21 protein-coding genes are annotated in these 23,850 nt (G+C 46.9%); 10 read left to right on the top strand and 11 right to left on the bottom strand.

Annotated features, from left to right (window positions below):
* The first annotated feature begins 14 nt into the window (after positions 1 to 14).
* Both B0680_RS01365 and B0680_RS01360 read left to right on the top strand, forming a co-directional pair.
* Positions 15 to 197, top strand: a complete 183-nt coding sequence (locus B0680_RS01365) for a hypothetical protein (RefSeq protein ID WP_078253266.1) — start codon at positions 15 to 17, stop codon at positions 195 to 197.
* Between the two features lie 16 nt (positions 198 to 213).
* Positions 214 to 594, top strand: a complete 381-nt coding sequence (locus tag B0680_RS01360) for a RidA family protein (RefSeq protein ID WP_078253265.1) — start codon at positions 214 to 216, stop codon at positions 592 to 594.
* 147 nt (positions 595 to 741) lie between these two features.
* Here the strand turns inward: B0680_RS01360 and murD are convergent, their stop codons facing one another.
* On the bottom strand, positions 742 to 2,136 hold the full coding sequence (murD, locus tag B0680_RS01355) for a UDP-N-acetylmuramoyl-L-alanine--D-glutamate ligase (protein WP_078253264.1): 1,395 nt from the start codon (positions 2,134 to 2,136) through the stop codon (positions 742 to 744).
* 270 nt (positions 2,137 to 2,406) lie between these two features.
* On the opposite strand from murD, the gene glnK reads away from it, so the two are divergent.
* A complete protein-coding gene (glnK, locus tag B0680_RS01350) occupies positions 2,407 to 2,745 on the top strand; it encodes a P-II family nitrogen regulator (RefSeq protein WP_078253263.1) in 339 nt (112 codons plus the stop codon).
* A 67-nt stretch (positions 2,746 to 2,812) separates the two neighbouring features.
* Here the strand turns inward: glnK and B0680_RS01345 are convergent, their stop codons facing one another.
* Positions 2,813 to 4,030 carry an FtsW/RodA/SpoVE family cell cycle protein gene (locus tag B0680_RS01345; protein WP_078253262.1) on the bottom strand — a complete coding sequence of 406 codons (1,218 nt, stop codon included), beginning with the start codon at positions 4,028 to 4,030 and terminating at the stop codon, positions 2,813 to 2,815.
* A gap of 199 nt (positions 4,031 to 4,229) precedes the next feature.
* A complete protein-coding gene (locus B0680_RS01340; RefSeq protein ID WP_078253261.1) occupies positions 4,230 to 4,772 on the bottom strand; it encodes a porin family protein in 543 nt (180 codons plus the stop codon).
* A gap of 661 nt (positions 4,773 to 5,433) precedes the next feature.
* On the opposite strand from B0680_RS01340, the gene B0680_RS01330 reads away from it, so the two are divergent.
* Positions 5,434 to 6,102 carry a phosphoglycolate phosphatase gene (locus tag B0680_RS01330; RefSeq protein WP_078253259.1) on the top strand — a complete coding sequence of 223 codons (669 nt, stop codon included), beginning with the start codon at positions 5,434 to 5,436 and terminating at the stop codon, positions 6,100 to 6,102.
* A gap of 10 nt (positions 6,103 to 6,112) precedes the next feature.
* Here B0680_RS01330 and B0680_RS01325 read toward each other — a convergent pair whose 3' ends face one another.
* Positions 6,113 to 7,618, bottom strand: a complete 1,506-nt coding sequence (locus tag B0680_RS01325; protein WP_078253258.1) for a YifB family Mg chelatase-like AAA ATPase — start codon at positions 7,616 to 7,618, stop codon at positions 6,113 to 6,115.
* 54 nt (positions 7,619 to 7,672) lie between these two features.
* Positions 7,673 to 10,537, bottom strand: coding sequence for an RNA polymerase-associated protein RapA (rapA, locus tag B0680_RS01320; RefSeq protein WP_078253257.1), 2,865 nt, complete (start codon positions 10,535 to 10,537; stop codon positions 7,673 to 7,675).
* Between the two features lie 228 nt (positions 10,538 to 10,765).
* On the opposite strand from rapA, the gene B0680_RS01315 reads away from it, so the two are divergent.
* A complete protein-coding gene (locus B0680_RS01315; protein ID WP_078253256.1) occupies positions 10,766 to 11,710 on the top strand; it encodes a D-2-hydroxyacid dehydrogenase in 945 nt (314 codons plus the stop codon).
* Positions 11,711 to 11,854: 144 nt separating this feature from the next.
* Here the strand turns inward: B0680_RS01315 and B0680_RS01310 are convergent, their stop codons facing one another.
* The 3 genes from B0680_RS01310 to B0680_RS01300 all read right to left on the bottom strand — a co-directional run bounded on the left by B0680_RS01310 (position 11,855) and on the right by B0680_RS01300 (position 14,819).
* Positions 11,855 to 13,921 carry a TonB-dependent siderophore receptor gene (locus B0680_RS01310; protein ID WP_078253255.1) on the bottom strand — a complete coding sequence of 689 codons (2,067 nt, stop codon included), beginning with the start codon at positions 13,919 to 13,921 and terminating at the stop codon, positions 11,855 to 11,857.
* Positions 13,922 to 14,218: 297 nt separating this feature from the next.
* Positions 14,219 to 14,476, bottom strand: a complete 258-nt coding sequence (locus B0680_RS01305; RefSeq protein ID WP_078253254.1) for a YfhL family 4Fe-4S dicluster ferredoxin — start codon at positions 14,474 to 14,476, stop codon at positions 14,219 to 14,221.
* Between the two features lie 124 nt (positions 14,477 to 14,600).
* Positions 14,601 to 14,819, bottom strand: a complete 219-nt coding sequence (locus B0680_RS01300; RefSeq protein ID WP_078253253.1) for a DpnD/PcfM family protein — start codon at positions 14,817 to 14,819, stop codon at positions 14,601 to 14,603.
* Between the two features lie 39 nt (positions 14,820 to 14,858).
* Between B0680_RS01300 and B0680_RS01295 the strand changes: the two genes are divergently transcribed.
* Both B0680_RS01295 and B0680_RS01290 read left to right on the top strand, forming a co-directional pair.
* The gene (locus B0680_RS01295) at positions 14,859 to 15,629 is read left to right on the top strand and encodes a DpnI domain-containing protein (protein WP_078253252.1); all 771 of its coding nucleotides are present in this window, start codon (positions 14,859 to 14,861) and stop codon (positions 15,627 to 15,629) included.
* Positions 15,626 to 15,904, top strand: a complete 279-nt coding sequence (locus tag B0680_RS01290) for a hypothetical protein (protein ID WP_078253251.1) — start codon at positions 15,626 to 15,628, stop codon at positions 15,902 to 15,904. The genes B0680_RS01295 and B0680_RS01290 overlap by 4 nt, the downstream gene beginning before the upstream one ends.
* 36 nt (positions 15,905 to 15,940) lie before the next feature.
* Here B0680_RS01290 and trhP read toward each other — a convergent pair whose 3' ends face one another.
* The 3 genes from trhP to B0680_RS01275 all read right to left on the bottom strand — a co-directional run bounded on the left by trhP (position 15,941) and on the right by B0680_RS01275 (position 19,858).
* Positions 15,941 to 17,395: a prephenate-dependent tRNA uridine(34) hydroxylase TrhP gene (gene trhP / locus B0680_RS01285; RefSeq protein WP_078253250.1), complete on the bottom strand. Its 1,455-nt coding sequence runs from the start codon at positions 17,393 to 17,395 to the stop codon at positions 15,941 to 15,943.
* Positions 17,396 to 17,672: 277 nt separating this feature from the next.
* The gene (locus B0680_RS01280; RefSeq protein ID WP_078253249.1) at positions 17,673 to 18,728 is read right to left on the bottom strand and encodes an NADH:flavin oxidoreductase/NADH oxidase; all 1,056 of its coding nucleotides are present in this window, start codon (positions 18,726 to 18,728) and stop codon (positions 17,673 to 17,675) included.
* Between the two features lie 89 nt (positions 18,729 to 18,817).
* The gene (locus B0680_RS01275) at positions 18,818 to 19,858 is read right to left on the bottom strand and encodes an LLM class flavin-dependent oxidoreductase (protein WP_078253248.1); all 1,041 of its coding nucleotides are present in this window, start codon (positions 19,856 to 19,858) and stop codon (positions 18,818 to 18,820) included.
* Between the two features lie 215 nt (positions 19,859 to 20,073).
* On the opposite strand from B0680_RS01275, the gene B0680_RS01270 reads away from it, so the two are divergent.
* The 3 genes from B0680_RS01270 to hglS all read left to right on the top strand — a co-directional run bounded on the left by B0680_RS01270 (position 20,074) and on the right by hglS (position 23,826).
* Positions 20,074 to 20,970: a LysR substrate-binding domain-containing protein gene (locus B0680_RS01270; protein ID WP_078253247.1), complete on the top strand. Its 897-nt coding sequence runs from the start codon at positions 20,074 to 20,076 to the stop codon at positions 20,968 to 20,970.
* A gap of 161 nt (positions 20,971 to 21,131) precedes the next feature.
* On the top strand, positions 21,132 to 22,400 hold the full coding sequence (locus B0680_RS01265; protein ID WP_078253246.1) for a 2-aminoadipate transaminase: 1,269 nt from the start codon (positions 21,132 to 21,134) through the stop codon (positions 22,398 to 22,400).
* Between the two features lie 58 nt (positions 22,401 to 22,458).
* On the top strand, positions 22,459 to 23,826 hold the full coding sequence (hglS, locus tag B0680_RS01260) for a 2-oxoadipate dioxygenase/decarboxylase HglS (RefSeq protein WP_078253245.1): 1,368 nt from the start codon (positions 22,459 to 22,461) through the stop codon (positions 23,824 to 23,826).
* Positions 23,827 to 23,850: the final 24 nt, after the last annotated feature.

Below are 23,850 nucleotides of genomic sequence, written 5' to 3'. Positions count from 1 at the left end.
AAAAGGATGCCGTTATGTGTTGTAAAATTGATTTAAATAGCCAAAAAGACGCTGCACATTTTCTTGGCAAAGGTGAACCAAACATTCTGCCAAAAACCGCAGATAATGTCGCCCCACACATCGAATACACAGGCACAGCGATGAGCCTGTTTGATAAACTATGTGCTTATTTTCAAGCCAAAAAGATTAGCCAATAACCATTAGGATTTTTTTATGAGCAAACAAGTCATTCATACCGATGATGCCCCTGCTGCGGTCGGTACTTATTCTCAAGCCATCAAAGTTGGCAATACTGTCTATATCTCAGGTCAGCTGGGTCTTGACCCTGTCACGATGGAACTTAAAGAAGGCTTTGATGCTCAAGCCCGCCAAGCGTTTGACAATCTAGAAGCCATCGCCAAAGCGGCAGGCGGCAGTCTTAATGACACGGTCAAATTCAATGTATCATTGACCGATTTGGCGGATTTTGCACTACTTAACAAGGTCTTTGAAGAGCGTCTAACTGCCCCATATCCTGCCCGTGCTGCGGTACAGGTCGCTGCCCTACCAAAAGGCGGTGTGGTTGAGATTGAAGCGATTTTGCATTTGGCATAATCTGCTTTTGGCAGGATTGCTTTTGACAAGATTGTTGTTGGCAGAATTGTCATCACCCCACCATCTAGCATCAGCAATACCGATCAAGCAATAAAAAAATAGCCTTTGTTTTCAAAGGCTATTTTGTTGTGTCCATATTTATTTTTGCTATTTTGCCAAGTCTTGCACCATCTGTACGAACTGCTCGCCACGATCGCCATAGCTTTTGAACTGATCGAAGCTAGCACACGCAGGCGACAGCAGTACAGCTTTGGCAGTCGATTGGCTCGCCTGCATGACCGCCGCATCAAGCGTACCGACATGACGCAAGCGATCAGCAAGCGTAGCATCACCTGCGATGAGTCCTTGCTCGATATGCCCTGCATCGACACCGATCAGATACACAGTATCGACCCAGCGTACGACATCACGGCTTAGCTCGCTAAAATCCTGCCCCTTTGCCATACCACCTAGGATCAGCGCAAGCGAGCGTTCGCCATAGACAGTGCCCAGTCCATCGATGGCAGCGATGGTTGAGCCGATATTTGTACCTTTTGAGTCGTTAAAATACGCCTTGCCCTGCACTTCATCGACATATTCACAGCGGTGTGGTAGCCCCTTAAAGGTCGTCAAAGTCTCAATCATCGCAGGCATCGGCACGCCTGCCGCTTGAGCCAGCGCCAGTGCCGAGAGTGCATTGAGTAGATTGTGCTTGCCTTTGATTTTTAGCTTGTCCGTGGCAAGTAGCCTATCTGCGCCATGATACAGCGCAAGCCCCTGACCATCATCATACAGATAAAAATCGGCACGACCTGCCTGCAGTGAGCTGTCTGTCGTGGTGATGCTTGCTGTTGGTGCGACTCGCTTTAGCGTATCGACACAAGTCTGTGCAAGTACAGCATCATCTTGGCAAATCACTGCACAATGAGCTTGATCAAAGATACGAAGTTTCTGCGCCAGATAGTCCGCCATGCCATCATGACGATCAAGGTGATCCGCTGAGATATTGAGTATCGTCGCCGCCTGAGCGCCCAGATGACTGATATGTTCTAGCTGAAAGCTTGATAACTCAAGCACCGCAACTTGCATGTCATCAATCTTGAGTAGCTCAAGCGCTGGCGTGCCGATATTACCACCGATACCAGTGATGAGCCCCGCTGTTTTTGCCATCTCGCCGACCAGCGTGGTGACGGTGCTTTTGGCATTGGACCCTGTGATGGCGATGATTGGCGTGCGTGTGCCATTTGCTGTATCACGAGCCTTGAGCGCATCGATGAATAGCTGTACATCACTGATGACAGGGATACCTGCACGCTTAGCATCCGCTACCGCAGGGATGCGTGGGTCAATCCCCGGGCTGATGACAATCACATCCACAGACTGCAGTAGCTCACCATCAATCGCCCCGAAATGACAGGCGACTTGTGCAGGTAGCTTGTCAGCTAGTGGCGGATTGGCGTTGGCATCAGTGACAGCGACGATTGCCCCTTGCTCGGTCAAATAATGAACGGCTGATAAACCTGAACCACCAAGCCCGATGACGGCGTATTTTTGATTTTGCATAGCACACCATAAAAAAAGATACAAAAACTGCCTTATTGTAGCAGGTTTTGGGCGTGGCGTGTTGAGATTGTTTATCCAAAATACAGACAGTCCTTGTCAATTTTATCGCCAAATCAAGCGCACAGCCACCCCAAAACATCCGCCCAAAATCCCATTTTTTCATCCATTTATCACCAAAAAAAATCCGCCTTTATGCTGATTTTAAGTTGTGAATTATCCACATACCCGATATAATAAAAAAATCCAGCCAACTGCCAAGGATTTAGAGTTATGAAACTGATTTCTGCTATCATCAAACCCTTTAAGCTCGACGATGTCCGTGAAGCCCTATCTGAGATTGGTATTAATGGCATTACCATCACCGAAGTCAAAGGCTTTGGTCGCCAAAAAGGTCATACCGAGATGTATCGTGGCGCAGAATATGTGGTGGATTTTTTGCCAAAAATCAAAATCGAAATCGCCTGCAGTGATGAGATGACCGATGCCATCATCGAAGCTATCATCAAAGCTGCCAATACAGGCAAGATTGGCGATGGTAAGATTTTTGTGACGCCACTTGAGCGTGTCATCCGCATCCGCACTGGCGAATTTGACGAAAACGCTTTATAAAACTAACGGGGCATATCTGATGGATACGCCCCGTTTTTTAATGCATGTGTGATTGCCCAAATCGGCATTAATATCGTGCACTTTCTCGGTCGGCTGCGATAATTGGGCTATTCTTATAGACATTGAGCACATAGCCAATCATCAAACATGAGATTAAAATTGACGAACCGCCATAGCTAAAAAACGGCATGGTCAAGCCTTTGGTCGGCGCTGTCGCAAAATTCATCGCTGCATTAATCACCACTTGCCCAAAAAAGATAATCGCAAAAGCAAATGTGGTGTAGGACAAAATCAACTGACGACGCTTGAGTGTCGCATAGCTGATGGCCATGATTGAGCCAATTATCAAAAACTCTAGCGTCAATACCACCAACACACCAATCAAGCCCAGCTCTTCGCCTGTAATGGCAAGCAAAAAGTCCGTATGTGCTTCGGGCAGATGTGAGAGTTTTTGGACGCTATCGCCATAGCCAAGCCCTGTGATACCGCCACGTCCAAGCGCCATCAGACTGTTCGCCAACTGATAGCCATCCCCTTGATACGTGCCAAATGGGTCAAGAAAGCCCGTCAATCGCCGCATACGATAATCACTGGTTACTACAGGGATTGACAGCACCACCACAGATGATGATAGCACGAGGATATACTGACGAATTGGCGCACCGGCAATGAATAAAATCACAAGCGTCGTTGCAATCACCACAAGCGATGTGCCATAGTCAGGCTGTAGCATCAGCAAAAACCCAATCGGCAAAAACGGCACAATCAGACGCAGGCTTGATGTCGCACTCTCACGCACTTCTGCCGAACGTCGCACCGCATATTCTGCCACCACCATTGCCATGACCATCTTACACAGCTCTGCCGGCTGAAAATTACCAAAGCCCAAATTCAGCCATCGCTTTGCCCCATTAATCTCAGGCGCAACCAGCAACGTAATAATCAGCAAAACCACGCACACCAGCCAGCTAAACATAATAAAGCTAATATTACACAGTGTCTTGAGTTTTGCTTTATATACTAACCAGCCAAAGCCCACACCCATGATGATATAGCCCAACTGACGATAAAAAAAGCTAAGCTCACTCATGCCGTTTTTGACCGCAAAAGGCACAGATGCTGATGCAATCATCAACAAGCTGATACAAATAAGCAATGACAAGCTGACAAGCAGTGTCGTGCGTGCAGATGGCAAATAAGACAAATGCTCAATGGTATGAACCACGTTGGCGGATTTTGATTTAAATCGACCAAAAAAACTGTTTAATTCTGTGCTTTGGGACATGATGGACGGCAACCGATGACTGGTCAAGATTAATTATCATAAACTGATTATTATAACCATTTTGCCATCAAATGTGGGATTTTTTGGGGTGGATTTTTGGATGTTTTTGTTATTCGAACTTACAGCTTTCTATTTATCACAAAAAATGACCGCACAAAACTTGTACGGTCATGATGTGCTTTTTTTGGCTAAGCAAAGATTAGAATGCGAAGTGCGCACCGATTGCTGCCATGTTTGCATCAGATGATAGGTAGTTGTAGCCTAGCTCAACACCGAAGTTAGCAGTTGGCTTGTAGCCTAGAGCCACACCACCAGCAACGCCAGTTTCATCACTGCTTAGACGTGTGTTACCTGATAGGCTAGTTACGTCAGTTTCAGTTTTTGCCACACCCAGCTTGCCTTTGGCATAGATTGGGGTGTTGTTGAAGTTATAACGATATGTACCATAGACGCCATAAGTTTTTACATCACCTTCAACAGCGGTTGCACCGATATTGAAGTCTTTGGTGTCAGAACCCATGTATTCAGCTTCTACGCCGAAGTTTTGGTCGAAGTTGTAACCGCCATACACGCCGTATGAAGTCACATTGCCGTCAATTAGGTCGCTATCGATTTGACCCACTTTAACACCCGCATAAGGCTGTGCTGCTTCTGATGTGCCATAGCTGATGGCTGCGTTTGCGCTCATCGCTAGAACTGATGATGCTGATAGTGCTAGTAGTGCTTTTGATAGAGTTTTCATCGTTTTTCTCCTTAGTGAGTTGGTTAATTAAGATGCCACATTGGAAAGGTTCAAATCGTGTCATCTCAAACGATGGGTTCATAGTAACAAAATATTTCATACTGACTGTGCGTGTTTTGAGTGTTCTGTGTAAAGTTTTGCAAATTTTGGGGTGTGCCAAGCAACACTCTACCCAAATATGCAACAAATTGTGTCAAAACTCTCTGCCAAGACCCGTCTTTTGCACAACTCTGACAGGCAATTTGGCACAAGTCATCGCCAATTGATGAAATTTTAATCAATTTTAGCAAATTTTTGGGGATTTTTGGGAAATTGGTGGTGATTTTTGATGTTTGGCAAGTTTTTTTGGCGAATTTAATCACACGATTTTGGCAAATTGTTGTTGTCAAAGATTTTGTTGGATAATTTTATCCTTTTATTCCCAAAAAATTCATCAAAATCGCCGAAAATTTGAGCATTGTTACGCACTTAGGCAAATTTCGCCAAATGCCATCGGATATGTTACAATCAGTTTTGGGTGGATTTTTAATAAATTCAGTAAAAAAGTCATTCTTAGCGGTCAATTTTTAGCCACAACCGTGCATTTTTTTATTGAACAAGCACGCCACCCAACTAAGCAGATGATAAGCCAAGATAAGGCACAACAAAAAAGGGGAATGTGATGTCAAAATCAGTCATTATTTTTGATTTGGATGGGACACTGATTGATAGCGCACTGGATTTGGCGACGGCGGTCAATCGAATGCTAACCAAGCTTGATTTGCCTGTGGTTGCCATCGACACGGTCAAAAGCTGGGTGGGTAATGGCTCGTATAATCTGGTTACCCGTGCTCTCACCCATCATGGCGCGCCAAGTGATGACAAGGCGGTGCATGATGCGCATGAGATTTTTTTGGCTGAATACAGCCAAATCGCCAATGACACCACCGCCTATGCTGGCGTGCATGATGGGCTAGCGACACTACAAGCCAATGGCTTTCGCTTGGCGTTATGCACCAATAAGCCATATCGCTTTTTGGCAGGGATTTTGGCGGCGATGGGCTGGTCAGATAGCTTTGATATTGTGCTGGGCGGTGATAGCTTACCCACCAAAAAGCCTGACCCTGCGCCACTACAGCATATCTGCACGACGCTCGGCGTCGCCATTGATGATGCCATCATGGTCGGTGACTCAAAAAACGACATCCAAGCAGGCAAAGCGTGCGGTATGACGACGCTAGCACTACGCTATGGCTATAACTATGGCGAGCCGATAGACTCAAGCGAGCCTGATGCTGCCTTTGATGATTTTGACGGTCTTGTATCGTGGATTGTGGCGACTTATCGATAGCTCAATACTACTATCGATAGCTTAGCGCTTCGGCAAGATGTGCACTGCCAATCATGTCAGCCCCCGCCAAATCAGCAATGGTGCGAGCCACACGCAAGATGCGATGATAACTGCGTGCTGACAGATTAAGCCGTGCGCTCGCTAGCTTGAGCATCTGCTGTTCGTGCTCGCCAAGCTTGGCAACGCCATCAAGCTCGCTCGGTGTCAGCTCATAGTTTGCCTTGCCTTGACGAGCGATGGCAATCTGCCGTGCCTTGATGACTCGCTCACGCACGACGCTCGATGGCTCGCCTGTTGGGGCATTTTGTAAATCATCAATCGGCAATGCCGGCACTGTGATGTGCAAATCAATACGGTCAAGCAGCGGCCCTGAAAGCCGTTCTTGGTATTTTTTGACCTGCTCGGGACGGCAAACACAGCGGTTCGATGAGTCGCCATGATAACCGCAAGGACAAGGGTTCATCGCTGCAATCAGCTGAAAATCGGCAGGAAATGCCACTTGAGAATTGGCTCTTGATATGATAATTTCTTTAGATTCAATTGGTTGTCGTAAAGTTTCTAAAGTTTTTCTATCAAATTCAGGTAGTTCATCCAAGAAAACTGCGCCTTTGTGGGCTAGAGAAATCTCGCCCGGCTTAGGTTTTGAACCCCCACCAACCAATGCCGCTGATGATATCGTATGGTGGACTTGACGATAAGGTCGCTCGCCAAAACGATATTCCACGCCTGCGATGGAATAAATACTCGCCACTTCGAGTGCTTCGGCGTCGGTGAGTGGCGGTAGGATGCTTGGCAAGCGAGATGCCATCATGGTCTTGCCCGAACCGGGTGTGCCTTTGAATAATAGCGAATGTCCGCCTGCTGCGGCAATCTCAAGTGCTCGTCTGGCATGGTGCTGACCTTTGACATCTGCCAAATCCTGCTGATAGCTGACGACTTCACCACATTCAGGGGTGGGCGCAATGGACAATAAATCCGCTTGATTGCGATTGACACCGCATACCACATCTAGGTGGCGACAGACCGACGCTAGCGTATCTGCTGATAGCACGGTGATACCGCCGACTTTGGCAGCTTCGATGGCATTAGCGGTCGGCACAATCAGCTGTCTAGTATCAGGCATATTTTTAATCGCACGAGCCACAGACAGTGCACCTGTGATGGCACGCAGCTCACCATTTAATGCCAATTCGCCAATAAACTCAAAGCCATCGAGTATCTTATCATCAATCTGCCCACTGGCCGCCAAAATCCCTAAGGCAATCGGCAAATCCAATCGTGAGCCATCTTTTGGCAAATCCGCCGGTGCAAGATTAATCGTCAAGCGCCGATTGGGAAACTCAAAGCCTGAGTTAATGAGTGCTGAACGCACACGGTCCTTACTCTCACGCACCGCTGCTTCGGGCAAGCCGACAATGGTCAAAGCAGGCAAGCCTTGAGATAAATGCACTTCGACTTCGACCTGCGGGGCATTAAGCCCGATGACCGAGCGAGTATGTACTTTGGCAAATGACATATCAATCCGTTTTATTCATCAATACCACAATGAGCGTGGCAGCGGCGCAATGCGTTATTCAGGCGAGACCACCACCAGCACTCGGATACTATCAGGCACGAGCGATAGATTGGCAAGTGCCGATAGACCTTGTTCTTTGCGCTTGGTGAGTGCGATAATCTCATCATCACGCACATTGGGGTTGATGGCTTGTAAGCGGGTCAGACGCCCGATTTCTTTATCCATATACTCCCCAAAGGCACTCATCGCCTGCGCACTAATCTCATCAAGCTGAGCTGTGGCACGGGCTTTGGCATCTTGGGCACGGGCATCGATGATGGCGGCACGAGCTTTGGTCACTTGGCGTGCTCTTGGCTTGTCAAGGCGGTCAATCAGCGGCATAATCTTGTCGGTGGTGGCGACTTTGGTCAAGTCATCACCACGCTCGCTTAGGAACACTCTTAGGCTCTGCTGCGGTAAATAAGCGGATAAATTCAATGACTTGGCAGCGATGGCTTCAATACGATACTGACTTTCGATGAGCAGCATACCTTTTGGCAAGGCAGATGATTTGAGCAGGGCAACTTGGGTATTACCAAAAGTCCCTGACAGCACCATCTCAAGCACCGCCTGCACCAGCGGATGCTCATAAGTCATGTATTCCATGTCTTCACGAGCCAATGCCTGCTGACGGCTAAAGGTCAAAGTCATGCCATCTTCATCAATCGGTAGGCTCTCAATGCCTTCAATATCCACTTCGGATGCATCGACAGGATGGATAATCCACGAGCCATCACGCTGAACGCTATAATCCATACCGACTGCAGTCAGATAGCGATCTAGGAACACAGGTAATAGCTTGTTGTTATCAAGCTCATGCATGGCGGTCTCAATGCGTGTGGCGACATTTGGACGGCATGAATTATACTCAAGCAAGCGATCTCGCCCTGCTTGTAGCTCAGCCTCAAGCTCTCCACGATAGATGGCAGCTTCGGCAATCAGCTCAATCAGCGCTGTGCGGTTCTCTTCGCTCTCGCCACCTTCAAGCAGTGGCTTGAGTGTGGCGATATAGGCTTCTTGGACAGATTGGGCGGTTGGGCTGATTTGATGGAAAATGTTCAATGCACCATCATACCAGTTGTACAGACGCTCTTGGGCAGTCCCCATGACAAAAGGCACGTGCAGGCGGATTTGGGCAGTTTGACCGATACGGTCAAGTCGTCCGATGCGCTGCTCAAGCGTATCTGGATTGGCAGGCAAATCAAACAGCACCAAATCTTGGGCAAACTGAAAATTACGCCCTTCTGAACCAATCTCCGAGCACAACAAAATCTGCGCCCCCGCATCATCAGCAAAATACGCCGCCGCTTGATCTCGCTCAAGTAGGCTCATCTGCTCGGTAAAAATCGCCGTCTTGATACCCGCGTGCAAGCGTAGCACCGCTTCCAGACTCTCAATCGTCGCCCCACTGCGAGCAATCAGCAGTACCTTTTTGTGCTTCAGCTCTTGGCGTAATAGCCCAATCAGCCATGATACTCTAGGGTCAGTCTCAAGCCATGAGCCATCAGGGTGATTTTCTTCGCCCCACAGCTGTTCACGCAGTTTGCCATCGGTATAGTGCGTACCTTTCCATGCATCAGGCAGTGGCAATGGATAAGGGATACTCATGCGCCCGTGGAAACCTTGAACGCTATCACGGGTATTGCGAAACAGCACACGACCCGTACCATGACGATCCAGTAGCTCATTAATCACATGAGTGCGTAGTCGCTCATTGGCATTGATATCAGCAAGCTCAGGTTCATCAAAGCCAAGCAACCCTGCTACGGCACGGATTTGCTTTTCGGATAATTCTTGACCATCAATCAGCAGTGTCGCCACCATCGCCACATCCGCAAAGGCATCTTGGGCAGCGATAAAATCATCCAAATCATCAAAGCGATGCGGATCAAGCAGTCTTAGGCGAGCAAAATGACTCTCCACGCCAAGCTGCTCTGGTGTCGCTGTCAGTAGTAGCACGCCTGCGATATTGGCAGCAAAATCCGCCACCATCTCATATTTATCATTACCGCCTTGCTCGCTATCCCAGTGCAAATGATGCGCTTCATCCACGACCAGCAAATCAAAACCTGCGGCATAAGCCTGCTCATACAGGTCATGATGGTCAAGTAATAAATCAATACCGGCAATGATAAATTGCTCGGTCAAAAACACATTCTGCTCAGGGTTATGTTCCTTAATGGATGCAGTACGCACCAAGTCAAACAGCGCAAAATCCAAATTAAAACGGCGCTTAAGTTCAATCATCCATTGATACTGCAAGCTATCAGGCACAAGCACAAGCACTCGATCAACCTTACCGGTCAAAATCTGCTGATGCATAATGAGTCCTGCTTCAATGGTCTTACCCAGACCCACTTCATCTGCCAACAGCACTCGTGGCGATAGACGCTTACCGACTTCATGAGCAATATACAGCTGATGCTTGATGATATCCACACGAGCACCGATCAAGCCACGCAAAGGATGACGGCTTAGCATCGCATTGATACGCAAGGCATCTTGGCGTAGCTCATACCAATCCGCCCCTTCGATACGACCAGCGAGCAGTCGCTCAAGTGGCTTGGCAAGCGTGATATTTGCCGCCAAACGAGTCTCCATCAGGCTCTTGCCACAGGTCAGATGATAACGCATCACGCCTGCGATGTCTTCACAACGCTCGATGGTGAACTGATTGCCATCTTGGTCGGTAATGTCATCACCCACCGAAAACACCACACGAGACAGCAAAGCAGATGCCTTGGCATAGACTCGGGTTTCTTCGCTTTGGGGGAATAAGATGTGCACACAGCGTTCATCAACATTGATGACAACGCCAAGCCCTAGACTGGTTTCACTGTCTGATAAATAACGCTGACCGATGGCAAAATTTTCACTCATTGACTTGCTCTTATTGTTTTTTCGCAACTGGACGAATTTTGTTATAAAACACCAAACCTTATATTTTACTTGAGTTTGGCGATTTTCGCATTATTTTTCTTTAGTTGATGGCTAAAATTTGTACGCTTGGGCAATTTTTCAACCCTTTATCCATTCATGGCTTATTCACCAAAATATGCTACAATGCCATCACACCCATCTGTAGATTTTGTATGATAAGGATAAACCATGAAAGCTGTATTTTTGGATCGAGCCACGTTTTCGGCACAAGTTAGCTTGCTCACCCCTGATGGCATCAGCGATTATCAAATCTATGATGCCACGCCAAACGACACCGCCACCATCATCGAACGCTGTCAAGACGCTGATATCATCATCACCAACAAAGTGCTTATCACTCGTGATGTCATCAGTGCTTTGCCCAAACTCAAGCTTATTCAACTGACCGCCACAGGTATGAATAATGTGGACAAGACAGCCTGCGATGAGCATGACGTACAGCTGTATAATGTCGCCGGCTACTCGGTGGCAAGCGTGCCCGAGCATACCTTTGGGCTGATGCTGTCTGCCATGCGTGCGCTCAATCATTATCATCGTGTTGCCACCGATGGTACATGGCAAGCCGATGGACGGTTTTGTTTGCTTGATGAGCCGATTTATGACTTGGCAGGTCGTACACTTGGCATCATTGGCAGTGGCAATATTGGTCGCCGCGTCGGTGAGATTGCTCGTGTCTTTGGCATGACTGTGCTATACGCCGAACGACAAGGCAAATCGCCACGCAATGCTGATTATACCGACTTTGACACCGTGCTCGCTGACAGTGATATCATCAGCCTGCATTGCCCTTTGACCGATGATACCTTGCGACTGATCAATGATAACACCATTGCCAAGATGACCAAGCGACCACTGATCGTCAATGTCGCTCGTGGTGCGGTGGTGGATGGTGATAGCATCGTCAAGGCACTCAATCAACAGCAAATTCTTGGCTATGCGTCCGATGTCTTTGATGATGAACCATTTGCCAATGATGATGCCCTGCTTGGCATCAAAGACCATCCACGAGTGCTATTCACCCCGCATAACGCTTGGGGTAGTCTTGGCGCACAAGCCAAGCTATGGCAGATTCTAAGCAGGCAAGTCAGCACCTTTATCCGCCAATCAGTCTAAGATTCAGTGTATGATAAGCTGTATCATCATTAGACACACTTAATTTCAACTTCTGATTCATTTCTTAATTATACAGAAAAACGCCCAAGTAGGCATATCTACTTGGGCGTTTTAGGTGGAGAAAGGATTATCCGATGATGTCAATCAAAAGGTATAATTCACACCCACACGGTATTCACGGCCGACGCCTGGCAAGCTGTTAGCACCAGCGCCTTGGCTATGTGAGCGATACAGCTCATCGGTGATGTTATTGATGCCAAAATTAACATTCAACATATCATTATTCAATGGCTTCCAGTTGGCATAAACATCGGTGACATTGTAGCCTGGACGCTCTGCATAGATGTTGTTTTGGCGAGCAGCGGTGCCTTGATGCACCATCCATGCACTTGAGCCTTGTGCATCTTCGGCTAGGCGATGATTGACACCGATTTCAAGATTTGGCTTAGCAAAGCGATATGCTAGACCCGCCGTCCAAATTCGACCCACTCGTGCAGCGTATGATGATGTCGCAAAGCTTGGTAGATTACCTGCATCATCTGGGGTGCTATAAAACTCTGGATTGCTTTCGGCGACACCGACACGAGCAGTCAAGCCACCCAAACGATAAGCAGCATTCACTTCATAGCCATGGTTTTTGGCATAGCCGACATTATCGATACCGCGGTCATATAGCGTCGCACCTGTGCCATGACGAGCGATTGAGCCTGAGTTTAGCAAATCATCAATACGCTGCCAAAAATAACTACCGCTCACCGATAGATTACCGTTATTGTAGTTAAAGCCAACTTCGGTATTTTTGGCAGTTTCTGGCTTAACATTGTCTGCAATCGACACCACACCACGCAAGCCATGCGACAGCAAAGCATCTACCATGCGGGGACTGCGAGTCGCTTGATAATAGTTGGCATTGAAACTTAGCGTACTGGTTGGCTGCCAAATCAAACCAACGCTTGGATTGATTGAGTCATGTGACACTTTTTTACCATCCATCGCCAAGAAATCAAAATGATCATAGCGCACGCCTGCTGTTGCTGTTACATTGCCAATTTCGCCGATGGCTTCAAGATACACGCCTGTGTCGGTTTTTTCTTGGTCAGTCACACCTGCACCGTATTGGTTCGGCGTGGTTTGTTGATGGCGATAATTGACACCGTATTTTAATGTCGTTGTATCATTAGCATCGGTGGTGAAGTTTAGGTTCGCACCACGAGTTTCAACTTCGGTTTTGTTCTCGCCCGCCAAGCGACCGCCATAGTTGCTCTGTGAATCATCGCCTGACAGGCGCTCATTTTTCATCAAATACACATTGGCATCGACGGCGGTATCAAAGCCGATATTATCCGCTTTCCACTCAAGGTTGGTATTTTCTAAAGACAGCTCACGATACTGCGGATCTTGACCAGCAAAATAGTCGAACTCTTCACGGATATTGCGAGTGCCTTTGTTGGTTTCTTTAAAATGACTTAACACAAAACGATGGTCGCCCACATTTAGACCTGCTTTGGCAAGATAACTGACCTTATCAAGCGCACTAAATGCCACCTTATCTGAGCCATCATAAGGGCTAACATAACCTTTGCCTGGCTTATAGTTTTCTTGATTGACACGGTTACCACTGATTAATAGGTCAAAATTATCCGTCCGACCAAATGCTGTCAAGCCATACGAATATTCATCATTACTGCTGTATCCTGCGTTGATTTTTACGCCATAGTTCTTATCGCTATTTTTTAGCAAATCTTTTGCATCGATGGTCTTGGCGATGATCGCACCATTGGTCGCACCGATACCTGCTGATGCCGATCCTGAACCTTTTTGGACACTGACGATTTTTACTAGACTTGGATCCAGTGTAAATCTGCCTTGGTGATACAGCACTTGGGCATCCGAATAAGCATTGTCAATTTTGACATCAATTGAGTTTTGACCCATACCACGAATCGTCCAAAACTGCGATGCGCCATTACCGCCACCAAAATCAATAGCTGGCTCTTCGGTCAATAGACCACGCAAATCAGTCGCCGTGCTTTCGTCCTTTTCTTCTTCGGTCACGACATTGGTCTTAACTTTTGTACCTTGACGGTCGATGACAATCGTGTCGCCTTCTAGCACCACCGTTGGCTCTACCGCCTGCTCATTGGCAAATGCCGATGTCGCCAGCGCACTCATTACAGCCAAACTTAGTGGCAATTTTACAAATCGTTTCATATTACCCTCAAAAAATAGTCCCGTAGCCAAAAAAAACCATCACGATAACATGACACACCGCTACAAAACCCAAAAAGCAGCAATGCTTGTGTGATATCAGTTACGCTACGGAAATGAATTTTAGCAGAATAATTCTTAGTTGTAAATGATAATTAGTGCTATTTGCTAAAATAAATGGGAATTATTTGTATTTATAGATGTATTAAGATTGATATTTGGCTATCGATAAGACACAAAAAAAGCCTGTGATACAGTGATTCACAGGCGGATTTGGTGATTGGTGTCAGGTGAATAAGTTTATTTATTCCAAATGGTTTTATATTTGGTCATCAGCTCATCGGGTGACTCGACACGCTCGGGGTCTTTGATGATACAGTCAATCGGGCAGACCTTATCGCAAGTCGGCTCGTCATAAAAGCCCACGCACTCGGTGCATAGGTCGGGATTGATGACATAGGTTTTTTGACCTTTTTGGTCGTAGCTGATGGCATCGTTGGGACATTCTGGTTCGCAGATGTCGCAGTTGATACAGTCGGTGGTGATTTTTAGTGCCATTGGGTTTTAAGGTAATCAAATAAAACACTATTATATCAAACTAATTTGCTCACGGATTTTTTGTTTCATAATTATTTTACTTTCATCATTGATGGCAAGAAATCGTCTTTTGGCGAGTGATAAATCATTCATCCGAATAATAAGTGCTAGATGTGTATGTTAAATCATTTTTGACTTTGTTATAATCCCTAAAATCAGTTGTCATGTGATGAGCTTCTGTCAAAACCACCTCTTCATCATGATACTTTTTTTCGGCAAGATATAGCGCCTCATCTAGGTTTTCCGCCTGAATATCAATGACAGTACTCAACATCTCGACAATTTCAATTTGAAAATTTGGCATAACAATTTATTCTTCAATGCTTAATGGGTTGTTTTATCAATGAACTTGTATTTCAATAAAGACTTGGCAAAAGATTATCAAAATAACTCGCAAATTATTCGTATATTAACAGAAGATTGGCTTGCCAACAATGTTTACTGCCCTTGTTGTGGTCAATTTCCTGTTTCTCAATTTGACAACAACAACCCTGTGGGTGATTTTTTCTGCACATCATGCCAAGAGCAATACGAATTAAAAAGTAAAAATGGCAAAAGTCTAGGAAATAGTATTGCTGATGGTGCATACCGCACCATGCTTGAGCGCATTACATCTGACACCAACCCAAGCTTTTTCTTTTTAAGCTACGACAAAAAAGAATACAAAGTCAATAACTTAATCATTGTTCCCAAACACTTTTTCACCGCCGATATCATCATTCCACGACAAAAAGGTATTCCCAATCGCCCCAATTACATCATGTGTTCTATAAATACTAGCGCACTGCCTAGTAATGGTAAAATCAGCATCATTGAACACGGTCAAGTTATTAACCAAGACAAAGTGATAGAACAGTGGAAGAAAAATTTCTATTTGCGTGAAATGAAATCAGACAGCAAAGGCTGGCTTTTAACAACTATGAATTGTCTTGATAGAATTGCAGACGATGAGTTTTCATTAAAACAAATGTATGCTTTTGAGCATGAATTGGCGTTAAAATATCCTAATAACGCTCATATTAAAGACAAAATTCGACAACAGTTACAATTTTTAAGGGATAAAGGCATGATTGAATTTTTGGGACGCGGTCGCTATCGCAAGGTACGCCAATGATGCTAATCATCAAGTTATCAAATTTTAAAAAGCTACAAGATTTAATGACGAATAGTTTTTTAAGCACAATTGATTTTGAGCAACAAGAATGGCAATTCACCATCCTAACAAATCAAGAAATAGATGTAGAAATTCGTTATCTATTTCAATTTGACCATCTGAATGCTCATCAAATAGAAATCTATTGCAATGGCATGGATGACGACATTCTTCGCTACGACATACTAAACCGCATCCAAAGTGCAATACCAGAAATCATTTTTGATTTTCAATAAAATAAGGCAGTATCTCAACTACCTTATTTTCATCACTCATGTATAAATCGGCTCATTAACCTGTTTCATGATTAGGGCGAATTTTAGCACTTCATGATCCATATCTTTGAATGGATTGGTGATTTGGCAGATCCAACCCGAGCCTAGTGCGCCATCGATCGGCTCGCCTTTTTTGTTCCACATCTGATCGAGTGTATAGGTGATATTGCCTTGCGGGGTCATGATTTCGATGGTGTCGCCGACCATCAGTTTGTTTTTGACTTCTAGGGTGAGTCGCTCATCACTGATGGCAGAGACTTCGGCGACGAACTGCTGATGATCGGTCTTGGATGAGCCGTATTCATAGTTTTGGTAGTCGCTATGGACATGACGGCGCAAGAATCCTTCGGTATAGCCACGATTGGCAAGCCCATCCAGTGCTGTGATGAGACTGGTGTCAAATGGCTTGCCTGCCACTGCATCATCAATCGCACGGCGATAGACTTGGGCGGTGCGTGCCACATAGTAGTGCGACTTGGTACGCCCTTCGATTTTGAGCGAATGTACACCCATATTGACCAAATCAGGCACAAGCTCCACCGCACGCAAGTCCTTAGAGTTCATGATATAAGTACCATGCTCATCTTCGTACATCGCCATCAGCTCGCCCGGGCGACCTTCTTCTTCGATGAGCACCACTTCATCCGATGGCTTTTCGACATAGTCATCACCCATCACCATATCGCCGTTTAGGTTGATTGTGCCGATGGCGTTGCTGTCGTTTGTTTGATTTGGGACAAAGACTTGTGCGGTGTCTGTACTCTGGGTCACAGGGACGATGTCGCCGGTTTCGTTCTCGGTGGCTTTGTAGGTGTTGTACGACCAACGGCAGGCATTGGTGCAAGTGCCTTGATTGGCATCTCGTTTATTGATATAGCCTGACAGCAGACAGCGACCTGAATACGCCATGCACAGCGCACCATGCACGAATACTTCGATTTCCATATCAGGGACTTCGGCGATGATTTGCTCAATCTCTTTCATCGACAGCTCACGGCTGACGATGACACGGCTGACGCCCATTTGTTTCCAAAATTTCACCGTCGCCCAGTTCACCGCATTGGCTTGCACTGACAGATGAATCGCCTGCTCGGGGAATGCTTCACGCACCATCATAATCATGCCTGCATCCGACATGATGAGCGCATCAGGCTTCATCTCAATCACAGGGCGGATGTCTTCGATAAAGGTCTTAAGCTTGGCATTATGCGCTTGGATATTGACCACCACATAAAACTGCTTGCCAAGACTGTGTGCATACTCGATGCCACGACGCAGATTGTCTTCATCAAAGTCATTATTACGCACACGCAAGCTATAACGCGCCTGCCCTGCATAGACGGCATCTGCGCCATAGGCAAAGGCGTATTGCATATTCTTGAATGTCCCTGCCGGGCAAAGCAGTTCGGCTTTTTTGGTTGGCGAAGTAGGTTGATTGGCGGTTTGGCTCATCATCGGCTGCCTGTGTGATTCTTTTAAAAAGTATGAGAAATATTGGGAAAATATTATATAGTCGCTTAAAAAACAAAATGAGACTAGGCGGCGAGCCGTAGATAGTACAAAATAGTACAGCAAGGCGAGCCTACGCAGTATCATTTTAGTTTTTTAAAGACTATTATACCAAAAAATTCCGAGTATGCCACTAAGGATTACCAAAAGTCATAAAATTCCCAAAACCTGCCGTGATATTGGTAAGTTTTGGGAATAGGGTTTGATTATCCGACTATGCTCAATACCCCCGAGCATATGACGGTGGCAAGTCTTGCATTTGTTGTGCTGTTAGCCCCAACTTCTGCTGAGCGTTTAGCCACCAATGTGGGTCTCTGAGCAGTCCACGACCGATGGCGACTAGGTCAGCTTGTTGCGATTCTAGCACAAAATCAGCGACCAGCGCATCATCAAGCATACCCACAGCGATGACGGGCAAATCGGTGGCTTTTTTGATTTTATCCGCCAAGCCCACTTGATACCCTGCGCCAAAGGCTGGGTGATGACCCTGAGCCAACACGCCATCACCGCCACCGCTGACATGAATCATATCCACGCCTGCTTTAGCAAAGCGCTGTGCCATCTGTACGCCATAGTCGCTATCATAGCCATTTTCGCCGTATTCTTGGGCGCTGATACGGATGATGAGTGGCATATCAGCAGGCATCACAGCTTTGACCGCTTGGATGACTTTTTCGCCAAATAAGAATTTATCTTGACCATATTCATCATCACGCACATTAGACTTAGGCGAGCTAAATTGATGAATCAAATAGCCATGCGCGCCATGTAGCTCAATCACATCAAAGCCTGCCGCCACCGCACGACGAGTAGATTCGGCAAAAGCAGCGATGGTATCATCAATCTCCTGCACGCTTATTGCCTTTGGCGTGATTAGGTTTTGCCCTTCATAGTCAAGCTTGCCATAGTGGATGGCGCTAGGGGCAACGGCATCAGGGCAGTCTTGCGCCTTACGCCCTGCGTGGGCGATTTGGATACCGATTTTGGCACCTTGGGCGTGTACGCCATCGACGATACGCTTGAATGCGTCGGCTTGCTCATCATTCCAAAGTCCAAGACAGCGTGGCGAGATGCGGCCATTGGGCGCAACATTGGTCATCTCAACGATAATCAAGCCCACACCACCGATAGCTCGGCTGACATAATGCACATAATGCCAGTCGTTGGGCATACCGTCTGTGGCTTGGTATTGGCACATCGGTGGCATGACGATGCGGTTTTTGAGTGTTAAATTTTTGATGCGAAATGGCGTGTGTAGATGGCGAAAGCTTGGCATAGTGTTTCTCTTTTTAATTAATCATAAAAGATTTATAAAAATCATTTGGGTTATTTTTTTAAATTTATTAAATTATTAAAAATTTAACATTAACTACTCAAATCAGCTTTGGCAGTCTGATTGAGATCTTGGACGATATCATACAGCATCTGATAGCTGTTTTGTTGTAAGTTTTCATCAAAAATATGGCTCATCACCATCAGCTCATCGGCTTGATAGCGTGATTGGAATGCCTGCAGCTGAGCCTTCACGGTATCACGACCACCGATGAATGAGCAGGCAGTCATGTGCATCACGGCAGCTTTTTCGTGCGGTAGCCAAATGGCATTCATGTCATCGACCGGCGGCTGCATCGGCTGACCCCGACCACGCACGACATTCAAAAACGACTGCTGCTGTGTCGTCGCCAGATATTCAGCGTGCTGATCGCTGTCAGCGACGATGGCATTACAGCCGATGATGACATAAGGCTCATCCAGCACATCCGATGGCACAAAGTGAGTGCGATAAATATGCAATGCTTCGGGCATCAGCGATGGCGCAAAGTGACTGGCAAAGGCATAAGGCAGCCCAAGCTTGGCTGCCAAATACGCACTGTCGGTACTCGAGCCTAGGATATACAGCGGGACTTGGGTGCCGATGGCAGGGATCGCCTTGACATCACTCTGTACTGCATCATCACCAAAATACCGCTGCAAATCAGCAATATCCTGCGGAAACTGATGCGAAATATCATGCGCATGGCGTCTGAGCGCCGCTGCAGTCTTAGGGTCGGTGCCTGGCGCTCGCCCAAGCCCCAAATCCACACGATCTGGGTACATCGTCGCAAGCGTCCCGTACTGCTCAGCGACCATCAGCGGACTGTGATTGGGTAGCATCACCCCGCCACTGCCGACACGGATGCGATCGGTCTGCGACAGCGTATGACCGATGAGTACTTGGGTTGCTGAGCTCACTAGTGAGCGGGTGTTATGATGCTCGGCGATCCAGTAGCGATGATAGCCTGCCTGCTCGGCAAACTTGGCAAGTGCAATCATGCTATCGATGGCATCTTTATTGGTCTGACCTTGGCGGACGGGTACTAGGTTTAGGATGGAGAGCTTGGTGGTTGGGTTAGTTGTTTGAGTCATTATCAGCCCCCTATGGCTGTCTTGGGCTTGCCAAATCATAAAATAGAAAAATATTACACAAATGTATTGGCACACCCTGCATTTATCAATAGCAAAATAATAAACTGATGAGTTCATGAATCGGTGATGTCGTCATTTGTTTTGGGCGTGTTGTGAAAGCAAGTGGCGGTATGCTATTCTATGTGAAATTGACATAACTTATTGCCATCGCCACCATGACCCAGCTCAACTACCGCCGTTATCCATCCACCACCGCCTTGCAGTGCTTTGAGTGCACCGCCCGCCATCTTAGCTTTACTCGTGCAAGCAAAGAGCTGCACATGACCCAAAGTGCGGTGAGTAAACAAGTCGCCCAACTTGAAGAACTGCTCGCCGTTCAGCTATTTCACCGCTCAAGCTCGGGGCTATTTTTGACCCCTGCCGGTCAAGCCTACTACCACGATGCCCAAAACATCCTACAACAGCTTGAACTCTCTACGCTCAATCTGATGGCACATGGTGTTGAAGCTGATACCCTGCACATCATCTCGCACGCAACTTTTTGTGCGCAGTGGCTCATCCCTGCACTCAAAGGCTTTCGCCAAGCGCATCCACTCATCCATCTAGACATCGCCGAACAAGCCAGTGCTCTACTCGGCGATAATATCGACATGGGCTTTGTGTATGGCGATGGCGTGTGGGCAGGTATGGAAGCGGTGAAGCTGTTTGATGAATGCTCGGTGGCGGTCTGTGCGCCTGATTATTTGGATAAAATCAATGATTTATCTACACTTGCCACATCACACCTACTGCAAGTACGCACCCGCCCCCGTGCTTGGTATGAATATTTTGCCGAACAAAATCACCCCACCGATACGGCGCTGATGGGCGTGCGTTTTGATACTTTTAATGCCTGTATCAAAGCCGCCAAGTTAGGCTGTGGCGTGGCGCTTGTGCCTTTGCGATTTGTCAAAAATCAGCTTAGCCAAGGCGAGCTTATCCAAGCCCACCCTTATCAAATGGTAGGTCGTGGCGCATACTATATGGTATATCGCACCGAGCTTGGTCATAGCCACAAGGTACGCACCATGCTTGATTGGATTCATCAGTATCTGAAGCAGCACAGTGGATAATGTGTCCTGTCAGCACATCGCCAAGTTTTGCCATATTGCCATGACAAAACAGAATACCCCACCGCCAAATATTCGTTTGATGCACTGAATCAAACTTGCCAAAATACCCTTATTACACTCATCATGATTGAATTTTTTGTGTATTTGTATAAGGAAGTATCATGGCAACACCAGTACATCTGCCCGATGGCATGGGCATCGTCCACCCCATCACCCTAAGTCATGGCAACAATGCCCGTGTATGGGACACGGACGGCAAAGCATATATTGATTTTTTTGGTGGGATTGGCGTGCTTAATTTTGGGCATTGCCACCCTGCCATTGTCAATGCCATCGCCACACAGGCAATCAAGCTCACCCATGCCGCTTATAACGCCACTTATCACACCCTTTATACAGACTACATTAATCGACTCACTGACATCATCCCGATTGATGATGATTTATCGGTCATGCTCACCAATAGCGGTGCTGAAGCAGTCGAAAACACCCTAAAAATCGTCCGCCAAGCCACAGGCAAAGCAGGCGTGATTGCCTTTGATGGGGCATTTCATGGGCGTACGCTTGGCACAGTGAATCTAAATGGTAAAGTCGCCCCCTACAAATCAGGCTTGGGACTCTTGGCAAGTGGCGTGTATCACATTCCTTTTGCTAGCCGTGATACAGGCGTGAGCGTTCAGACGGCGATTGATGCGCTTGAGCGACTGATTAGCGTTGAAGTAGATATAGCAAACATCGGTGCGGTGATTGCCGAGCCTGTACAAGGCGAAGGCGGGTTTGCCGTGATGGATAGCGAGCTTGCCAAGTATCTGCGTGCGTTTTGTGATAGGCATGGCATTGTGCTGATTTTTGATGAAATCCAAGCAGGCTTTGGGCGTACAGGCACGCCGTTTGCCTTTAGTCATTTAGGCATTGAGCCTGACATACTCTTACTTGCCAAAAGTATGGCGGGCGGTATGCCACTTGGGGCGGTCGTTGGGCGGGATAAATTCATGCAAGGGCTGATTAAAGGCAGTCTTGGTGGGACTTATTCGGGCAACCCTGTGGCGTGCGCTGCTGCGATGGCGGTGCTTGAGATTATGGCGGATGATACGCTGTGGCAAAATGCCAAACGCTACGCCGACACGCTTGAGACGACCATCAGCACTTGGCAACAAGACGGTATCAGCGACTGGGTGGCAGGCTTGACAGGCATTGGTGCGATGCGTGGCATCATCCTAAAGCACCCCAAATACGGCACGCATCCTAAGGTCATGGACTATGTGCTCACCACCGCAAGAGATAAAGGCTTGCTACTGATGCCAAGTGGTAAATATCGCCATATCATCCGCCTGTTGCCCCCATTGACCATTGAGATGGAAACCTTGCATGAAGGCTTGACTATTTTAAAAGATGTCTTGGCAAGTATTCCTGATGAGATCGTTCAGTAAATTTATCATTAATTGTCTTTATGATTGCCAATTAGCTAATCAATAAATGGAGTTTTTTATGAGTCAATTTATCCCAAAAGCTGATATTCGCCACGCCTTTTCGCTAGCAATGTCAAAGATGTACCAAACCGAAGTGCCATTGTACAAAGATTTAATGGACTTGGTGGCGGACATCAATGCCGATACGCTTGCCAAAGATGGTGAATTAAAACAACACCTTAGCAATACAGGCGAGCTGTCTCGCATTGATTTGGAGCGACATGGGGCGATTCGCTTGGGGCTACCGAGTGAGCTTGCCACCATGCGTCGTCTATTTGCGGTGATGGGGATGTATCCTGTGGGCTATTATGACCTTGCCCCTGCGGGTGTGCCCGTACATTCAACGGCGTTTCGTGCCATTGACAGTGCCGAGCTACAGATAAGTCCGTTTCGGGTGTTTTGCTCGCTACTACGCCCAGAGCTCATTGACGATGACAAACTGCGTGATACCGCCCTACAAACCTTGCAAAACCGCCAAATTTTTAGCGATGGCGTACTAGCTTTGATTGACAAATGCGAACAAGACGGCGGACTGAACGCCGATGATGCTGATAAGTTTGTATCTGAAGCCATCAAAACCTTTCAATGGCACAAAACATCGCCCATTTCCAAGGCGTTTTATGAACAGCTATTATCCCAACATCGCTTGATTGCCGATGTGGTAGGGTTTTATGGTCCACACATCAATCACCTAACGCCACGCACGCTAGATATTGATGCAGTACAGGACGAAATGGGTCGCCGTGGTATCACCGCCAAAGAAATCATTGAAGGGCCGCCACGCCGCAACTGCCCGATTTTGCTACGCCAAACGAGCTTTAAGGCACTCAATGAAGCCATTATCTTTACAGGCGATGGGCAAGAAGCAGGTAGTCATACCGCACGATTTGGCGAGATTGAACAGCGTGGCATTGCCTTGACACCAAAGGGTCGCGCGCTGTACGATGAGCTACTTGCCAAAGCACGAGCCAATCTTGCCACCACGCCCGAAAAAGACCCTGATGCGTATTATCAGGCTTTGTCAGAGAGCTTTACCGCTTTCCCTGATGACTATCAGACACTCTACAATGACGGCTTGGCGTATTTTTATTATCAGCTTAGCGATGATTTTGCCAGCAAAGATATGGGCGATAAATCGGTGCAAACCCTGCTAAACAATGGCGTACTGCGACTTGAGCCGATTGTCTATGAAGACTTTTTGCCTGTGTCGGCGGCAGGGATTTTTCAGTCCAATCTGGGTGATGATGCCAAATCAGGCTATGATGGTGCATCCAACCAAGTCGCCTTTGAGCGTGATTTGGGTGTGGCCGTCTATGATGAATGCACGCTCTATCAAGCGATGATGGACAAGTCATTGGCAGAGTGTTTAGAAAAATTATCTAAATAAATTAGCTTTAGCAAGTTACAACAC

This window comes from Moraxella pluranimalium (assembly GCF_002014825.1).
In the GTDB taxonomy this organism is placed as follows: Bacteria; Pseudomonadota; Gammaproteobacteria; order Pseudomonadales; family Moraxellaceae; genus Moraxella; species Moraxella pluranimalium.
Note: the sequence above shows the minus strand (reverse complement) of the source record. Positions and strands in the feature narration are given on the sequence as shown.